This is a genomic window from Arthrobacter parietis (assembly GCF_039530425.1).
Lineage (GTDB): Bacteria > Actinomycetota > Actinomycetes > Actinomycetales > Micrococcaceae > Arthrobacter_D > Arthrobacter_D parietis.
The window spans coordinates 42828-55137 of record NZ_BAAAON010000010.1 but is presented as its reverse complement, the minus strand read 5'-3'; the positions used below and the strand labels follow the sequence as shown (position 1 = coordinate 55137).

Below are 12310 nucleotides of genomic sequence, written 5' to 3'. Positions count from 1 at the left end.
GGCCACGCATCAGATCGAGGAGACTCATGGCACACCCGGTAGGCACAACCCGCGACAAGAACAACAAGCGCCCCGAGCACTCCGGCGAGGGCCACGGCCTGACCGCCGCTGTTGCTTTCGTGGTGATGTTTATTCTCTTCGCCGCGTCCATCTATGTGCTGTCATTTTTCGAGCGCACCAATGTGTGGCCGTTTGCGGTGTGCCTCACACTTTTCTTCCTTGCGTTCTGGATTCCGCAGACCATCATGGGCCGTTCAGATTCCGGCTACCGGATGGCAAAGGGCGACCGTAAGGCCTAACGCCGCGTATTTGGTGAGGAGGGGTCCGCAGAGGCGGGCCCCTTTTTGCTTGCCCTGACCGCCTCAGCGCTATGTTACGCACTGTTACGCGGGGGAATAAGGACGCCCCGTCGACTGCTGGAATGGATAGCTCCCGTACCCGGGCAGTCCAAGCTTTCCGTTCAAGCGTCAAAGGATACCTCCATGATTTCTCGCCGTCTTCCGCTGCTCGGCGCCGCTACCGCCATCCTCTTTGCGGTTGCCGGTTGCGGTTCATCTGCTTCCTCCGACACCGCCACGGGCGCGGCCACCGAGTCCGCCGGCGGCACCACGCTCGCTGAGATCCAGGAGTCCGGCGTGCTGACCGTTGGGACCGAGGGCACCTACAAGCCCTTCACCTACCACGAGGGCGGCGCCGGCGAGCTGACCGGCTACGACGTCGAGGTCATCACCGCCGTCGCCGAGAAGCTCGGCGTTGAAGCAGAGTTCGAAGAGACCCAGTGGGACGCCATCTTCGCCGGACTCGAGGCGGGCCGCTTCGACGTCATCGCAAACCAGGTCTCCATCACCCCGGAGCGCGAGGAAGCCTACGCCTTCTCCGAGCCCTACACCTACAGCAACGGCGTCATTGTGACCTCGGCTGACAACAGCGAAATCAGCTCCTTCAAGGACCTCGCAGGCAAGACCACGGCGCAGTCACTCACCAGCAACTGGTACGAGCTGGCGGAGGAAAGCGGCGCGCAGGTTGAGGCTGTTGAGGGTTGGGCGCAGTCGGTGACCCTGCTGGAGCAGGGCCGCGTTGACGCCACCATCAATGACGAGCTCACCTTCCTCGACTACCAGAAGTCCACCCCCAACGAGAACATCAAGGTGGTCGCGGAGACCGACGAGCAGTCCCGCAGCGCGCTGGCTTTCCGCCAGGGCAGCGACGAGCTGGTTGAGGCCGTGAATGAGGCCCTCGCCGAGCTCCGCGAAGAGGGCACGCTGGCCGAGCTCTCCGAGAAGTACTTCGGTGAGGACGTCAGCGCCGAGTAATCAGCGCAGAGTAACCAGTACGACGACGGCGGGCACCGGTCGCGAGGCACGCAGCCTCCGCGGTGCCCGCCGTTTGTATGTGCGTTTTCATGCAGAAATCACGATCAGCCACTGGGATAGCGTAGGAGCTTATGGACATCGACTGGGATCTGGCCCTGACCTCGCTCTGGCCACTCATCGAAGGCGGCCTGAAGGGCACCATTCCCCTGTCGCTGGCGTCGATGGCCCTGGGACTCATCCTGGCGTTGCTGGTGGCGCTCATGCGGCTCAGCAACAACCGGATCGCCTCCGGGATCGGCAGAGCTTACGTTTCCGTGATCCGCGGCACTCCCCTGCTGGTGCAGTTGTTCGTGATCTTCTACGGCTTGCCGTCGATCGGCCTCACCATTCCGCCCTGGCCAAGCGCCATCATCGCGTTCTCCCTCAACGTGGGCGGTTACGCTGCCGAGATCATCCGTGCAGCCATCCTCTCCGTGCCGCGCGGCCAGTGGGAAGCCGGGCACACCATCGGCATGTCCCGCACGCTGGCCCTGCGGCGCATCATCCTGCCGCAGGCAGCCCGGGTATCCGTGCCGCCGCTGTCCAATACGTTCATTTCGCTGGTGAAGGACAGCTCACTGGCATCAGTAATCCTGGTGACCGAGCTGTTCCGCCAGGCCCAGGAAATCGCCGCGTTCAGCCAGCAGTTCATGCTGATTTATGTTGAGGCCGCGGCCGTGTACTGGGTCTTCTGTCTGGTCCTTTCGGCTGGACAATCACGAATCGAGAAGAGGCTGGACCGTTATGTCGCCCACTAATCCTGAGCCGGTATTGAAAGTCGAGGGACTCCGGAAATCCTTTGGGGACAACGAGGTGCTGCGCTCCATTGACCTGTCGGTTGCCCAGGGCGGCGTGGTGGCGTTGGTCGGGCCCTCCGGATCCGGCAAGACCACGGTTCTGCGTTCCCTTAACGGACTGGAAATTCCCGACGCCGGCCGCATCACTTTCGACGGCGGCCCCGTGGTCAACTTCGGATCAGGCGCATCGAAGCGGGAGCTCGCAGCGCTGCGGGACCGCAGCGCCATGGTGTTCCAGCACTACAACCTCTTCCCGCACAAGACGGTGCTCGAAAACGTCATCGAAGGCCCGGTGCAGGTGCAGCGCCGGCCCAAGGCGGAGGCTATTCGAGAGGCAGAGGAACTGTTGGGCCGCGTAGGCCTCGCGGAGAAGAAGGACCAGTACCCGCACGAGCTGTCCGGCGGTCAGCAGCAGCGCGTGGGCATTGTCCGCGCGCTCGCGCTGAGGCCCACGCTGCTGCTGTTCGACGAGCCCACCTCGGCCCTGGACCCCGAACTGGTGGGCGAGGTCCTCTCCGTCATCAAGGAGCTGGCTGACGAGGGCTGGACCATGGTGCTTGTCACGCATGAGCTTGCCTTTGCTCGCGAGGTGGCCACCGAAGTGGTTTTCATGGACGGCGGCGTGGTGGTTGAGCACGGCCCGCCTGAGACGGTGTTGCGCGATCCCCGGGAGGAACGGACCCGGCGGTTCGTGCATCGGCTGCTGCACCCGTTCTAGGGGACGTCCTTCGGCGTACTCATACTGTGTTGGTCCTCGTATCTCGAGACCGCTGAGTCATTTCGGAGTCCGTTGCGGGACCGGCTGGGACGGCGGGGATGCGGGTCCAGGTCCAGGCGGAGCGCAGGATGAAGGCCAGGATCAGCACCTCGATTCCGATGGACAAGGCGTAGAAGGAGGCCCATTCCCAGTCCGTCGAGGCCGCGTTGAACACCATCACGGGGATGTAGAGGGATGCCACGATGAGGTTCGTGGCGCGGTTCATCCGGGCTGACAGGGTCATGGAGAGCAGGATCATCAGGGCCGGGATCCCTATGACCACAACGAAAATGGTCAACAAGAACCCGCTGATGTCGAACTCATAGATTTCGCCACCCCGGATCTGGTCGATGGCGCCGGGCTTATAGAGGTGGAAGTAGTCGATGTAGATGACGAAGAACATCAAGCTGGTCCAGGCGGCCGCGAGCTTGGCCTGGACGGGGACTGGAGGGTTATCGGACAGTTTCGGGGTGTTCGTTCGGATGGTCATCGGTTTCTTTCGTGAGGGGTGGTCGGTCCGCCAAAGTGGCGGCAGGCCTGGGAGTGATACATACGGGCTGAGTCGGTCCGGTTCTCAGACGGTGATCACGACCTTCCCTTGGGTGTGGCCGGCCCCGACGTAGCGGAGGGCGTCGGCAGCTTCGTCGAGGGGGTAGGTACGGTCGATGACGGGCGTGACCTGCCCGGCCGCGAGCAGATCAGCCAGGGTGAGCAGGTCCTGGCGCTTCCCGAGCGATGTAAAAGGCCTCAAGTGCTGACGGGTGAAGCCGGACAGCACGCGCGCTTTGACAATCCGAGCGATGGGGCCGAGCCAGCGGCCGCCGCGTCCGCTGTTGGGGATAAGGGTGCCGGTAGGTGTCAGCGCTTCACGGACAGCGGCCAGGGGGTGGGCTTCCACGTTGTCGAAGATGACGTCGTAGCGCTTCCCCGTGCGGGTTGAATCGGTGCTCGTGAAGTCGGTGCTCGTGTAGTCAACGACGTGGTCGACGCCGAGCGACCGCACCAGTTCAACGTTGCGGGTGCTGCACACACCCGTCACCTCGGCGCCCAACGCCTTGGCGATCTGTACGGCGAAGGAGCCCACGCCGCCCGACGCGCCCGTGACCAGCACCGTATGGCCCGGCTGGACGTGCGCGATGTCGCGCAATGCCTGCAACGCCGTCATGGCCGAGGTGGGCACCGCTGCCGCCTCCACAACCGACAGGTTGGCAGGCATGGGAACAAGGTTCTTCGCCGGAACGCAGGCGTACTCAGCGAGCGCTCCAGCCGCGCTCCAGCCGAACACCTTGTCGCCGGGGCGGAGAGTGGTGACCTCCTTCCCGACCGCTTCCACCACGCCGGCTAGGTCCATACCAGGGGTGCCGTGGCGCGGCCGGCGTAGCCCGAACGCCAGGCGCACCAGGTACGGTTTCCCGGTCATGGCGAAGTAGTCGCCAGGATGTATCGACGCTGCACCCACGTGGACGAACACATCGCCTCGACCGGGCAGCGGCACCCCGACCTCGGATACTTCGAGGACTGACGGCGGCCCGTAGCGGTGCTGGACGGCGGCCCGCATTGTCGCTGCTCCGCCCGGGTCTACCCCCGGCACCGGGCTTGGTCCACCCTTGGATTGCTGTTCGATTCCCACACAAGCCTCCTCACGTCCGAGCGGCGACCCTCGCGGCCCGTACACCGTACGACGTACGCTGTACGTATAGAGTGATCGTACTGTGTACTATTGTCAAGACCTTTGAGAGAGCAAGGAGATCGATGTCTGCGAAAAAGCAAAGTGAGGTCACGTCAGGCGCGGGGCTGAGCAAGCAACGGGTGGTAGCCGAGGCGATGCGGCTTGCCGACCGCGAGGGGGTCGACGGACTGAGCATGCGCCGGCTGGCTGGCGCGCTCGGCGCGGGCGCGATGTCGCTCTATCACTACGTGGCAAGCAAGGAGGAGTTGCTGGATGCCATGATCGACGTCGTATTCGGGGAGATCGAGCTCGCGCCCGTGGAGACCGACTGGCAGTCCGCGATGCGACAGCGGGCCGTATCCACCCGACAGGTTCTCGCACGGCACCCGTGGGCTATCGGCCTGCTGGAGTCACGGACATCGCCGGGGCCCGCGAACCTACGCCACCACGAAGCGGTCACCGCCTGTCTGCGGAGGGCCGGCTTCCCGGTCCTGATGGCGACCCATGCCAACTGGCTGCTCGACAGTTATGTCTACGGTTTCGCTTTGCAGGAAGCCAGCCTGCCGTTCGACACCGCTGAGGAATTCGCGGATATGGGCGAAGAGGTGTACCTGCCCCAGCTTCCTCCCGACGAGTTCCCCTACCTCAACGAGTCCGCCGCGGCGCTCGTCGCTGCCGGCTACGACCCGGCGGAGGAGTTCATTTTCGGCCTCGACCTCATCCTGGCCGCCCTCGAACCCCTACGAGAATCCGCCTAGCTATCGGCGGTGATGCCCCCGCTGTGTACAGGGCGGACTTCGACGCCCCCGGTGGCAGTGCGGACCGCCGGGTTCACGCGGGCAATTGCCATAGCGGCGTCGAGATCCGGAGCTTCGATGACGTAGAACCCGGCCACGAACTGGTCGGCTTGAACAAACGGTCCAGGGCTTGTGCCGTCCCGCCGGATGGACACCGCACTAGCTCGAGGGGTCAGGGCATAAGCGAGCGACATGGTGCCGGACGCTGAAAGGTCCTCCGCATGCCGGTCATTCTCTTCGAGTTCGGCCTCCGCTGCGTCGACAGCATGGAGGGACTCGTCTGCGTAGATGAGGATTGCGAACTGCGGCACTGTGGTGGTCCTTTCGTGGCGGTGGATTAATTTACGACGAGATTTTGATGCCCGTCGATTAGCTCACGCACGACGTCGAGGTGACCTGCGTGCGTGGATGTCTCTGACAGCACCCGAAAGGCGACTTCGCGCCCCTCGAGCATGGGTGGGGCGGCGAACTCGCTGGCCGGGGGCCACCAGCGTGGCGGTTCATTCAGGTCGACTCTCGCCAGGATTCTGTTGCTTCGCCGGATCTCGTGCTTGTAAATTCTGACCGCTTCGGCGCCGGTCATGGGCCGGGATGCCCATCCGTTGTGGAGGGCTGAAATCGCCTCGGGGTCCCCGCCAAGAACGGCCGAGATCCAAAACATCTCGTCGTCGAAAGCGAGATGGTTCAGCAATCGCGTGACGGTCCATCCTGACGGGACGAGCGTTCTACTCATCTCGGCCTCGGTCAGCCCTTTCACGGCGTTCAGCACATGATCGCGTTCGCTGGCCAGTTGCGTAAGCAGTAGCTCGTCACTCATGCCTGAGGCTCGCAACCGAAGAGTGGTTCAGCCATAGTCAGCACTCCTAACGTGTGAAGAAATGCATTCAGATTTCGAAGCACCGGACATCGTGCACAGCGGGCCAGACAGGATCATTCCCATCGCCCCGGACGACGAGCGTTCCAGTTGTGCCCCAGGACAACTCGTACTGCCCGGCCTCGATCGGACGAACGCCGTCGTCAGCTGTCCAGGAACCGCTGCGCCATCCAATGCCTGCACTGTGCACTGCGTAAATTTCCCCACCACCTGCCATGAGAAATGATGCCTCTCGAACAACTGCCTGACATCCGTCCGACCCCGCCGGCGTCAACACCGTGTACGTAACGCTATACGCTACGTCCCACACAATGGCGAGTACACAACCTGCGACGCCCAGGGTTGTAAGTACGTGGGCAGTGAAGACTCGCGGCCGGCTCTTGCGCAAGCTGCCACTGCCTTCCTGCTTCCTCTGGAGCTTGACGCGGCTTCGCCGATCGAAGAGCGCAAACACAAGTGACATGACGCAGAAGACGGCGCTGATTACCCATGCGGGGACAACAACATCACCGATCACAAATATCAGGCCACCCCAGCTCAGCGCGAGGAGCACAACAGCGGAAAGGCCGCAGAAAGCGATGACGGGAACGAGACGCTCCACAACGAACCGCTGAGCTATGAGTTGATTCGGCGTATCTCGATCGGCCATCGTTTTGCCTCTCCGAGCTGTCCGGCGATTTCGACGGCGCGTTCCATGTCTACACAATCGACGATGTAGTACCCGGCCATGAATTCCTTGGTTTCAATGAACGGACCGTCCGTCACGGTGTACTTGCCGCCGTTCGATGTGACGAACTTCGCCTCCTCGCTCAGCTCATTGGCCTCCACGAACTCTCCGGAGGCCAGCAGCTCCTGTTGCAACGAGGTGTGGGCCTGCATGATCGCATCGATCTCGGCCGGGTCGATTGTCTTCCAGGTGTCAGGGTTGTTCGGAATCAGCAGCAGGTGTTTCATTCTTCTCCTTCGCCCGGTTTCGGGCACTTGTTCTGGTTGACTGCGGATGAGGGGCCCGGGGCTGTTTCCGCGAGGCGCTTGCCGAGGTAGCGGCGCTCGACCTCCGATGGCGCTAGTTCCTGTGCCCGCTGATATTCGCTGTGGGCCTCCGTCCTTCTGCCGAGACGCCGCAGAAGGTCAGCTTTCGCTGCGGGCAGGAGGTAGTACCCGTCAAGAGCTCGTGCCCGCTCCAGCGGCGCAATGAGCGCCAGACCGGCCTCCGGCCCTTGGGACATGGCGACGGCGACGGCACGGTTGAGCTCGATGACCGGCGACGGTGCAATCTGGCCCAGGTGGTCATACAACGCGGCCACCCGTCCGAAGTCCGTGCTGCCGGCGTCGGGGGCGGTCATGTGGCAGGCAGCGATGGCGGCTTGGAGACTGTAGGTCCCGGGCTGGGAACGGCGTGAGATACCCAATTGCTCGGCATCCGCCAGCAGCGCCATAGCCTCCGCAATCGCAGCCCTGTCCCACGAACTGCGATCCTGCTCCTCCAGCGTCACCAAGTCACCCGCTGCGTCTGTTCGCGTCCCTCTCCGGGCATGATGGAACAGCATCAGCGCCAGGAGGCCCAACGCCTCCGGCTCTTGAGGGGAACCGTTGAGTAAGGAAATCAGGAGCCGCGTCAGGCGTATCGCTTCCCGGACAAGAGGCTCGCGGATCAACGTACTGTCTCCAGTGGCCGAATAGCCTTCGTTGAACATGAGGTAGAGCACGGCCAGGATGCCGGCAGTGCGTTCGGAGATCAGTTCCGGTGGCGGCACACGATACGGAATTCCCGAGTTCCGGATCTTGGCGCGGGCCCGGACGAGTCGCTTCGACATGGTCGCTTCCGAGACGAGGAACGCGCGCGCAATCTCACCTGTGGTGAGACCGGCGACCGTACGCAGGGTCAGCGCGACCCTGGCATCGAGCGGCAGTGCCGGGTGGCAACAGGTGTAAATCAGACGCAACCGGTCGTCGTCGGCAGCAGAGTCTGTGCCGGGCTCCTCCGGCAACTCTTCGAGTTCAGTGAGGATCGCGAGTTCGCGCATCACCCTTTTTTCACTGGCAGCACTGCGCAAACGATCGATCGCGCGATTCTTGGCGACGGTGGTTAGCCAGGCCCCGCGGTTTGTGGGAATGCCACGCACCGGCCAATCGACAAGCGCTCGCGCGAACGCATCCTGAAGACAATCCTCGGCAAGGCTCCAGTCGCCCGTGATGCGGATGAGGGCTGCGGTGATTCGCGCGGTTTCGGCGGCGGAGGCCATCTCGATAGCGGTCTGCACCTCCACCTGCCCGGTCACCACTTCAGTATTCGAGATGGGCCGAACGCCTACTCCCCGAGCGGCCACACCGGCCTGATTTCGATCTTGCCGAAGCGCGCCATGGGATGTTTCGATGCCACCTCGATGGCCTCGTCGAGATCGGTGCAGGCGATGATGTCGTAGCCCGCAATCCATTCCTTGGTTTCGGCGAACGGTCCGTCGGAAACCACTACTTCGCCTCCACGAACCGTAACGGTGGTCGCGTCCTCCACGGGACGCAAGCGGTCACCGTGACGGGTGACACCGCGCGCATCCATTTCGGCCCCCCACTGTTCGATGTTGTCCTCAGCGGCCACATATTTTGGCGCTGAAGGATCCGCACAAATGAATAGCATGTACTCCACGATGGCTCCTTCTTTCGGTTGATACACCAGCACGACGTACAAGACATCGCTAAAAGGACACCTGGCGAAAAGAATCTTTCCACACTGCCGCAACCGGGCAATCCATAAGAAGTAACCAAGGCGGTTCTTTTTCGAACAGGGTGCGGTACCTTGGTCTGGCTGGGCAGCCAATCTTTTCCGCCGCCAAGCGAAGGATCACCGTGAAAGCCTCCCGAAAGACCGCACCACCCGCGTTAAGCGCCGAAGCGACGCGCCCACCTGATTCCAAACCCGCCAGAATGCACTGGGCACGCTGGCTCGTGCCGGTTGCCCTGATTATCCTCAGCCTGGTCCCGGTGCTCGCGGGAACAGTTCGCCTGGGTGAACTGGCCGGCGGCGAAGTGACACCCGAGAACGCACGCTTCTTCGATGCCCCGCTGCCTGTGCTGATTCACATCCCAACCGTCACCCTGTACCTGCTGCTCGGAGCCTTCCAATTCATCCCCTCGCTACGCAGCGGCAAACGCGGCAGACCGAGTTGGCATCGCATCTCCGGGCGGATCCTGGTGCCGACCGGCCTGCTCGCTGCCTTGTCGGGACTGTGGATGGCGATCTTCTACGACCTACCGCCGCTCGACGGCGTGCTTCTCCTCGTGCTCCGGTTGGTCTTCGGAACTGCCATGGTGGTGAGCATCATCCTCGGCCTGCTTGCGGTGCGCCGCCACAATTACGTCAGGCACAGCGAGTGGATGACCCGCGCCTACGCGATCGGCATCTCCCAGGGGACCATCGTGGTGGTGACGATCCCCTGGATCCTTCTGATCGGCCCGGTCACCGAGCTGAGCCGGGCGATCCTGATCGGAGCGTCCTGGGTACTCAGCCTGGCGGTCGCGGAGTACTTCATCCACCGGCGCCGGCTGACGGCGTCGACATATCCCGCCAAGCTCGCGCGTTCAGCAGGATAGTCCGGACAATCCCACTGGATCCGCTCATTCGGTGGGAATGTCTAGACATTCCCACTGAAACCCAGGATCCGGTGGGACGGAGTAACCCCGCCAAGACCCAGAAGGAGCCAAGGCCCAACCGTTAGAGCAGACCCTTCGTGTGCCACACGGTCTTGGTCTCCGTGAAGAACGTGATGCGATCCAGCGAGGGGGCACCGGCGTCGGGGCCTTGCTCCGGCGGAAGCACCCGCTTCAGGGTATCCGCGGCAGCGATCTGCAGGTCCACCCACTCCAGCTCGCCGGCACCGAGCAGGTCCAGCGCGTTGACGTCGGCGTGCGCGGCAAGCCACGGAGCAATCTCCGCCGGTGATCCGCTCAGGATATTGACGACGCCGGCCGGAACGTCACTGGTCGCGAAGACCTCGCCGAGGCTGAGCGCTGCAAGCGGTGCCCGCTCACTCGGAATAACGACGACGGTGTTCCCGCTCACGAGGACCGGCGCCACCGCGCGGACGAAGCCGAGCAACGAGCCCGGAACCCCCGCCCCCTGCGGCGCGATCACCGCCACGACGCCCGTGGGCTCAGGCACGGACAGGTTGAAGAACGGACCGGACACGGCGTTACCGTTGCCGGCAACCTGCACGTACTTGTCCGCCCAGCCGGCGTACCAAACCCACAGGTCAATCGCCTCGTCCACCTGTGCAGTAGCAGTCGAAAGGGAGACACCCTCGAACGCGGCGATCTCCTCGGCGAACTGCGCACGCCGTCCGTCCAGAATCTCCGCGATCCGGTACAGCACCTGCCCGCGGTTGTAGCCGGTGGTCCCGGACCAGCCGCTGACGGCTCCGCGGGCGGCCACAACGGCGTCGCGGGCGTCCTTCCGGGAAGCCTTCGCGGCGTTGACTGAACTCACCGAAAAGCTCCCCTTCGTGGTTGCAACCTCATACACGCGTCCGGATTCACTCCGGATGAACTTACCGCCGACATACAGCTTGTAGGTCTTCGGAACAGCCAGGCGGCTCATCGGTTGGCTCCATTCAGTGCCGAGCGGTTGGGAACAGTCGGCGCGAGGTACGCGTGCAGCCCCTGCTTGCCGCCTTCACGCCCGTAACCGGATTCCTTGTACCCGCCGAACGGCGAGGCAGGATCGAACTTGTTGAACGTGTTGGCCCAGACGACGCCGGCACGCAGCTTGTCCGCCACCGCCAGGATGCGGCTGCCCTTGTCGGTCCAGATGCCTGCGGACAGACCGTACGGGGTGTTGTTCGCTTTGGCGATGGCCTCAGCCGGGGTACGAAACGTCAGCACCGACAGCACGGGGCCGAAGATCTCGTCCCGAGCAATCCGGGAGCTGGTGGACACATTCGTGAAGATCGTCGGCGGGAACCAGAAACCATCCGATGGCAGGTTGCACGCCGGGCTCCAACGCTCCGCGCCCTCCTGCTCTCCGATGTCGGACAGCTCGCGCATCCGGCCCAGCTGGGACGCGGAGTTGATGGCTCCGATGTCGGTGTTCTTGTCCAGCGGATCCCCCACGCGCAGGGTGGACAGCCGCGCCTTGAGCCGCTCAACGACGTCGTCGTGAATGGACTCCTGCACCAGCAACCGGGAGCCCGCGCAGCAGACCTGGCCCTGGTTGAAGAAGATTCCGTTGACGATGCCCTCGATGGCCTGGTCAATAGGGGCGTCATCGAACACAATGTTGGCGCCCTTGCCGCCCAGTTCGAGCGTGAGCTTCTTGGCCGTGCCGGCGGTTGAGCGGGCAATCTGCCGGCCCACCGCCGTCGAGCCCGTGAAGGCAACTTTGTTGACGTCCGCGTGGTTGACCAGTGCTGAGCCGGTAGACCCCGCGCCGGTGACAATGTTGACGACGCCTGCGGGAAGGTCAGCCTGCTGCAGGATCTCGGCGAAGAGCAGTGCCGTCAGCGGAGTGGTTTCGGCGGGCTTGAGCACCACGGTGTTGCCGGCGGCGAGCGCGGGGGCGATCTTCCACGCCAGCATCAGCAGCGGGAAGTTCCACGGGATTACCTGTGCGGCGACGCCGAGCGAGCGCGGGTTCGGGCCCATTCCGGCGTAGTCCAGCTTGTCCGCCCAACCCGCGTAGTAGAAGAACCAGGCGGCAACCAGCGGGATGTCGACGTCGCGGCTTTCCTTGATGGGCTTGCCGTTGTCGAGGCTCTCGGCGACGGCCAGTTCGCGGGCGCGTTCCTGGACCAGCCGCGCGATGCGGAAGAGGTACTTCCCGCGGTCAGCACCGGACATGCGCGACCACGTCTTCTCATACGCACGGCGGGCGGCGACGACGGCGGTGTCCACGTCCTGCTCGTTGGCGCAGGACACTGTGGCAATGTGCTTCTCCGTGGCCGGGGAGATGGTGGTGAAGGACTCCCCGTTGCCGGCGACGAACTCGCCGTTGATGAACAGGCCGTATTCATCGCGGAGGTTCAGGATCGCTGCCGACTCGGGCGCGGGAGCGTAATCGAGGAAATTCATG

General features: G+C 63.6%; 16 protein-coding genes. 6 read left to right on the top strand and 10 right to left on the bottom strand.

Going from position 1 to position 12310, the window contains the following annotated elements:
• The first annotated feature begins 26 nt into the window (after nucleotides 1–26).
• The 4 genes from ABFX19_RS14970 to ABFX19_RS14955 all read left to right on the top strand — a co-directional run bounded on the left by ABFX19_RS14970 (nucleotide 27) and on the right by ABFX19_RS14955 (nucleotide 2867).
• Nucleotides 27–299: a hypothetical protein gene (locus ABFX19_RS14970; protein WP_277359852.1), complete on the top strand. Its 273-nt coding sequence runs from the start codon at nucleotides 27–29 to the stop codon at nucleotides 297–299.
• Nucleotides 300–482: 183 nt separating this feature from the next.
• Nucleotides 483–1313 carry an amino acid ABC transporter substrate-binding protein gene (locus ABFX19_RS14965; protein WP_346028802.1) on the top strand — a complete coding sequence of 277 codons (831 nt, stop codon included), beginning with the start codon at nucleotides 483–485 and terminating at the stop codon, nucleotides 1311–1313.
• A 131-nt stretch (nucleotides 1314–1444) separates the two neighbouring features.
• Entirely contained in the window at nucleotides 1445–2110 is a 666-nt protein-coding gene (locus tag ABFX19_RS14960; protein WP_428831057.1) for an amino acid ABC transporter permease, read from the top strand.
• Nucleotides 2097–2867 (top strand): amino acid ABC transporter ATP-binding protein, encoded by a 771-nt coding sequence (locus ABFX19_RS14955; protein ID WP_346028801.1) that lies wholly within the window; start codon nucleotides 2097–2099, stop codon nucleotides 2865–2867. The genes ABFX19_RS14960 and ABFX19_RS14955 overlap by 14 nt, the downstream gene beginning before the upstream one ends.
• Nucleotides 2868–2886: 19 nt before the next feature.
• On the opposite strand, the gene ABFX19_RS14950 is transcribed toward ABFX19_RS14955, so the two are convergent.
• Together ABFX19_RS14950 and ABFX19_RS14945 are read right to left on the bottom strand one after the other, a co-directional pair.
• The gene (locus ABFX19_RS14950; protein WP_346028800.1) at nucleotides 2887–3396 is read right to left on the bottom strand and encodes a DUF6326 family protein; all 510 of its coding nucleotides are present in this window, start codon (nucleotides 3394–3396) and stop codon (nucleotides 2887–2889) included.
• A gap of 84 nt (nucleotides 3397–3480) precedes the next feature.
• Complete coding sequence (locus tag ABFX19_RS14945; protein ID WP_346028799.1) at nucleotides 3481–4536, bottom strand: NAD(P)-dependent alcohol dehydrogenase; 1056 nt, start codon at nucleotides 4534–4536, stop codon at nucleotides 3481–3483.
• A gap of 122 nt (nucleotides 4537–4658) precedes the next feature.
• Here ABFX19_RS14945 and ABFX19_RS14940 point away from each other — a divergent pair, with 122 nt between their 5' ends.
• Nucleotides 4659–5333 carry a TetR/AcrR family transcriptional regulator gene (locus tag ABFX19_RS14940; protein WP_346028798.1) on the top strand — a complete coding sequence of 225 codons (675 nt, stop codon included), beginning with the start codon at nucleotides 4659–4661 and terminating at the stop codon, nucleotides 5331–5333.
• Here ABFX19_RS14940 and ABFX19_RS14935 read toward each other — a convergent pair.
• From ABFX19_RS14935 to ABFX19_RS14910, 6 genes are all read right to left on the bottom strand, one after another.
• Complete coding sequence (locus ABFX19_RS14935) at nucleotides 5330–5683, bottom strand: YciI family protein (RefSeq protein WP_346028797.1); 354 nt, start codon at nucleotides 5681–5683, stop codon at nucleotides 5330–5332. The genes ABFX19_RS14940 and ABFX19_RS14935 overlap by 4 nt on opposite strands.
• 26 nt (nucleotides 5684–5709) lie before the next feature.
• Complete coding sequence (locus ABFX19_RS14930; protein ID WP_346028796.1) at nucleotides 5710–6189, bottom strand: mycothiol transferase; 480 nt, start codon at nucleotides 6187–6189, stop codon at nucleotides 5710–5712.
• 67 nt (nucleotides 6190–6256) lie between these two features.
• Complete coding sequence (locus ABFX19_RS14925; RefSeq protein ID WP_346028795.1) at nucleotides 6257–6895, bottom strand: hypothetical protein; 639 nt, start codon at nucleotides 6893–6895, stop codon at nucleotides 6257–6259.
• Nucleotides 6862–7200 carry a YciI family protein gene (locus tag ABFX19_RS14920; RefSeq protein WP_346028794.1) on the bottom strand — a complete coding sequence of 113 codons (339 nt, stop codon included), beginning with the start codon at nucleotides 7198–7200 and terminating at the stop codon, nucleotides 6862–6864. Before ABFX19_RS14920 ends, ABFX19_RS14925 begins: the two co-directional genes overlap by 34 nt.
• Nucleotides 7197–8528, bottom strand: coding sequence for an RNA polymerase sigma factor (locus tag ABFX19_RS14915; protein WP_346028793.1), 1332 nt, complete (start codon nucleotides 8526–8528; stop codon nucleotides 7197–7199). The genes ABFX19_RS14920 and ABFX19_RS14915 overlap by 4 nt, the downstream gene beginning before the upstream one ends.
• A 29-nt stretch (nucleotides 8529–8557) precedes the next feature.
• A complete protein-coding gene (locus tag ABFX19_RS14910; protein WP_346028917.1) occupies nucleotides 8558–8884 on the bottom strand; it encodes a YciI family protein in 327 nt (108 codons plus the stop codon).
• Between the two features lie 209 nt (nucleotides 8885–9093).
• Here ABFX19_RS14910 and ABFX19_RS14905 point away from each other — a divergent pair, with 209 nt between their 5' ends.
• Nucleotides 9094–9837 (top strand): DUF2306 domain-containing protein, encoded by a 744-nt coding sequence (locus ABFX19_RS14905; RefSeq protein WP_346028792.1) that lies wholly within the window; start codon nucleotides 9094–9096, stop codon nucleotides 9835–9837.
• A 121-nt stretch (nucleotides 9838–9958) separates the two neighbouring features.
• On the opposite strand, the gene ABFX19_RS14900 is transcribed toward ABFX19_RS14905, so the two are convergent.
• Together ABFX19_RS14900 and ABFX19_RS14895 are read right to left on the bottom strand one after the other, a co-directional pair.
• Entirely contained in the window at nucleotides 9959–10840 is an 882-nt protein-coding gene (locus ABFX19_RS14900; protein WP_277359805.1) for an aldehyde dehydrogenase family protein, read from the bottom strand.
• The gene (locus tag ABFX19_RS14895; protein ID WP_346028791.1) at nucleotides 10837–12309 is read right to left on the bottom strand and encodes an aldehyde dehydrogenase family protein; all 1473 of its coding nucleotides are present in this window, start codon (nucleotides 12307–12309) and stop codon (nucleotides 10837–10839) included. Before ABFX19_RS14895 ends, ABFX19_RS14900 begins: the two co-directional genes overlap by 4 nt.
• Between the last annotated feature and the right edge of the window lies 1 nt (nucleotide 12310).

What these genes read in the sequence shown, in the direction of transcription:
- ABFX19_RS14970 (WP_277359852.1), top strand. Translation starts at nt 27, where the DNA reads ATGGCACACCCGGTAGGCACAACCCGCGACAAGAACAACAAGCGCCCC.
- ABFX19_RS14965 (WP_346028802.1), top strand. Translation starts at nt 483, where the DNA reads ATGATTTCTCGCCGTCTTCCGCTGCTCGGCGCCGCTACCGCCATCCTC.
- ABFX19_RS14960 (WP_428831057.1), top strand. Translation starts at nt 1,445, where the DNA reads ATGGACATCGACTGGGATCTGGCCCTGACCTCGCTCTGGCCACTCATC.
- ABFX19_RS14955 (WP_346028801.1), top strand. Translation starts at nt 2,097, where the DNA reads ATGTCGCCCACTAATCCTGAGCCGGTATTGAAAGTCGAGGGACTCCGG.
- ABFX19_RS14950 (WP_346028800.1), bottom strand. Translation starts at nt 3,396, where the DNA reads ATGACCATCCGAACGAACACCCCGAAACTGTCCGATAACCCTCCAGTC.
- ABFX19_RS14940 (WP_346028798.1), top strand. Translation starts at nt 4,659, where the DNA reads ATGTCTGCGAAAAAGCAAAGTGAGGTCACGTCAGGCGCGGGGCTGAGC.
- ABFX19_RS14930 (WP_346028796.1), bottom strand. Translation starts at nt 6,189, where the DNA reads ATGAGTGACGAGCTACTGCTTACGCAACTGGCCAGCGAACGCGATCAT.
- ABFX19_RS14925 (WP_346028795.1), bottom strand. Translation starts at nt 6,895, where the DNA reads ATGGCCGATCGAGATACGCCGAATCAACTCATAGCTCAGCGGTTCGTT.
- ABFX19_RS14920 (WP_346028794.1), bottom strand. Translation starts at nt 7,200, where the DNA reads ATGAAACACCTGCTGCTGATTCCGAACAACCCTGACACCTGGAAGACA.
- ABFX19_RS14910 (WP_346028917.1), bottom strand. Translation starts at nt 8,884, where the DNA reads ATGCTATTCATTTGTGCGGATCCTTCAGCGCCAAAATATGTGGCCGCT.
- ABFX19_RS14900 (WP_277359805.1), bottom strand. Translation starts at nt 10,840, where the DNA reads ATGAGCCGCCTGGCTGTTCCGAAGACCTACAAGCTGTATGTCGGCGGT.
- ABFX19_RS14895 (WP_346028791.1), bottom strand. Translation starts at nt 12,309, where the DNA reads ATGAATTTCCTCGATTACGCTCCCGCGCCCGAGTCGGCAGCGATCCTG.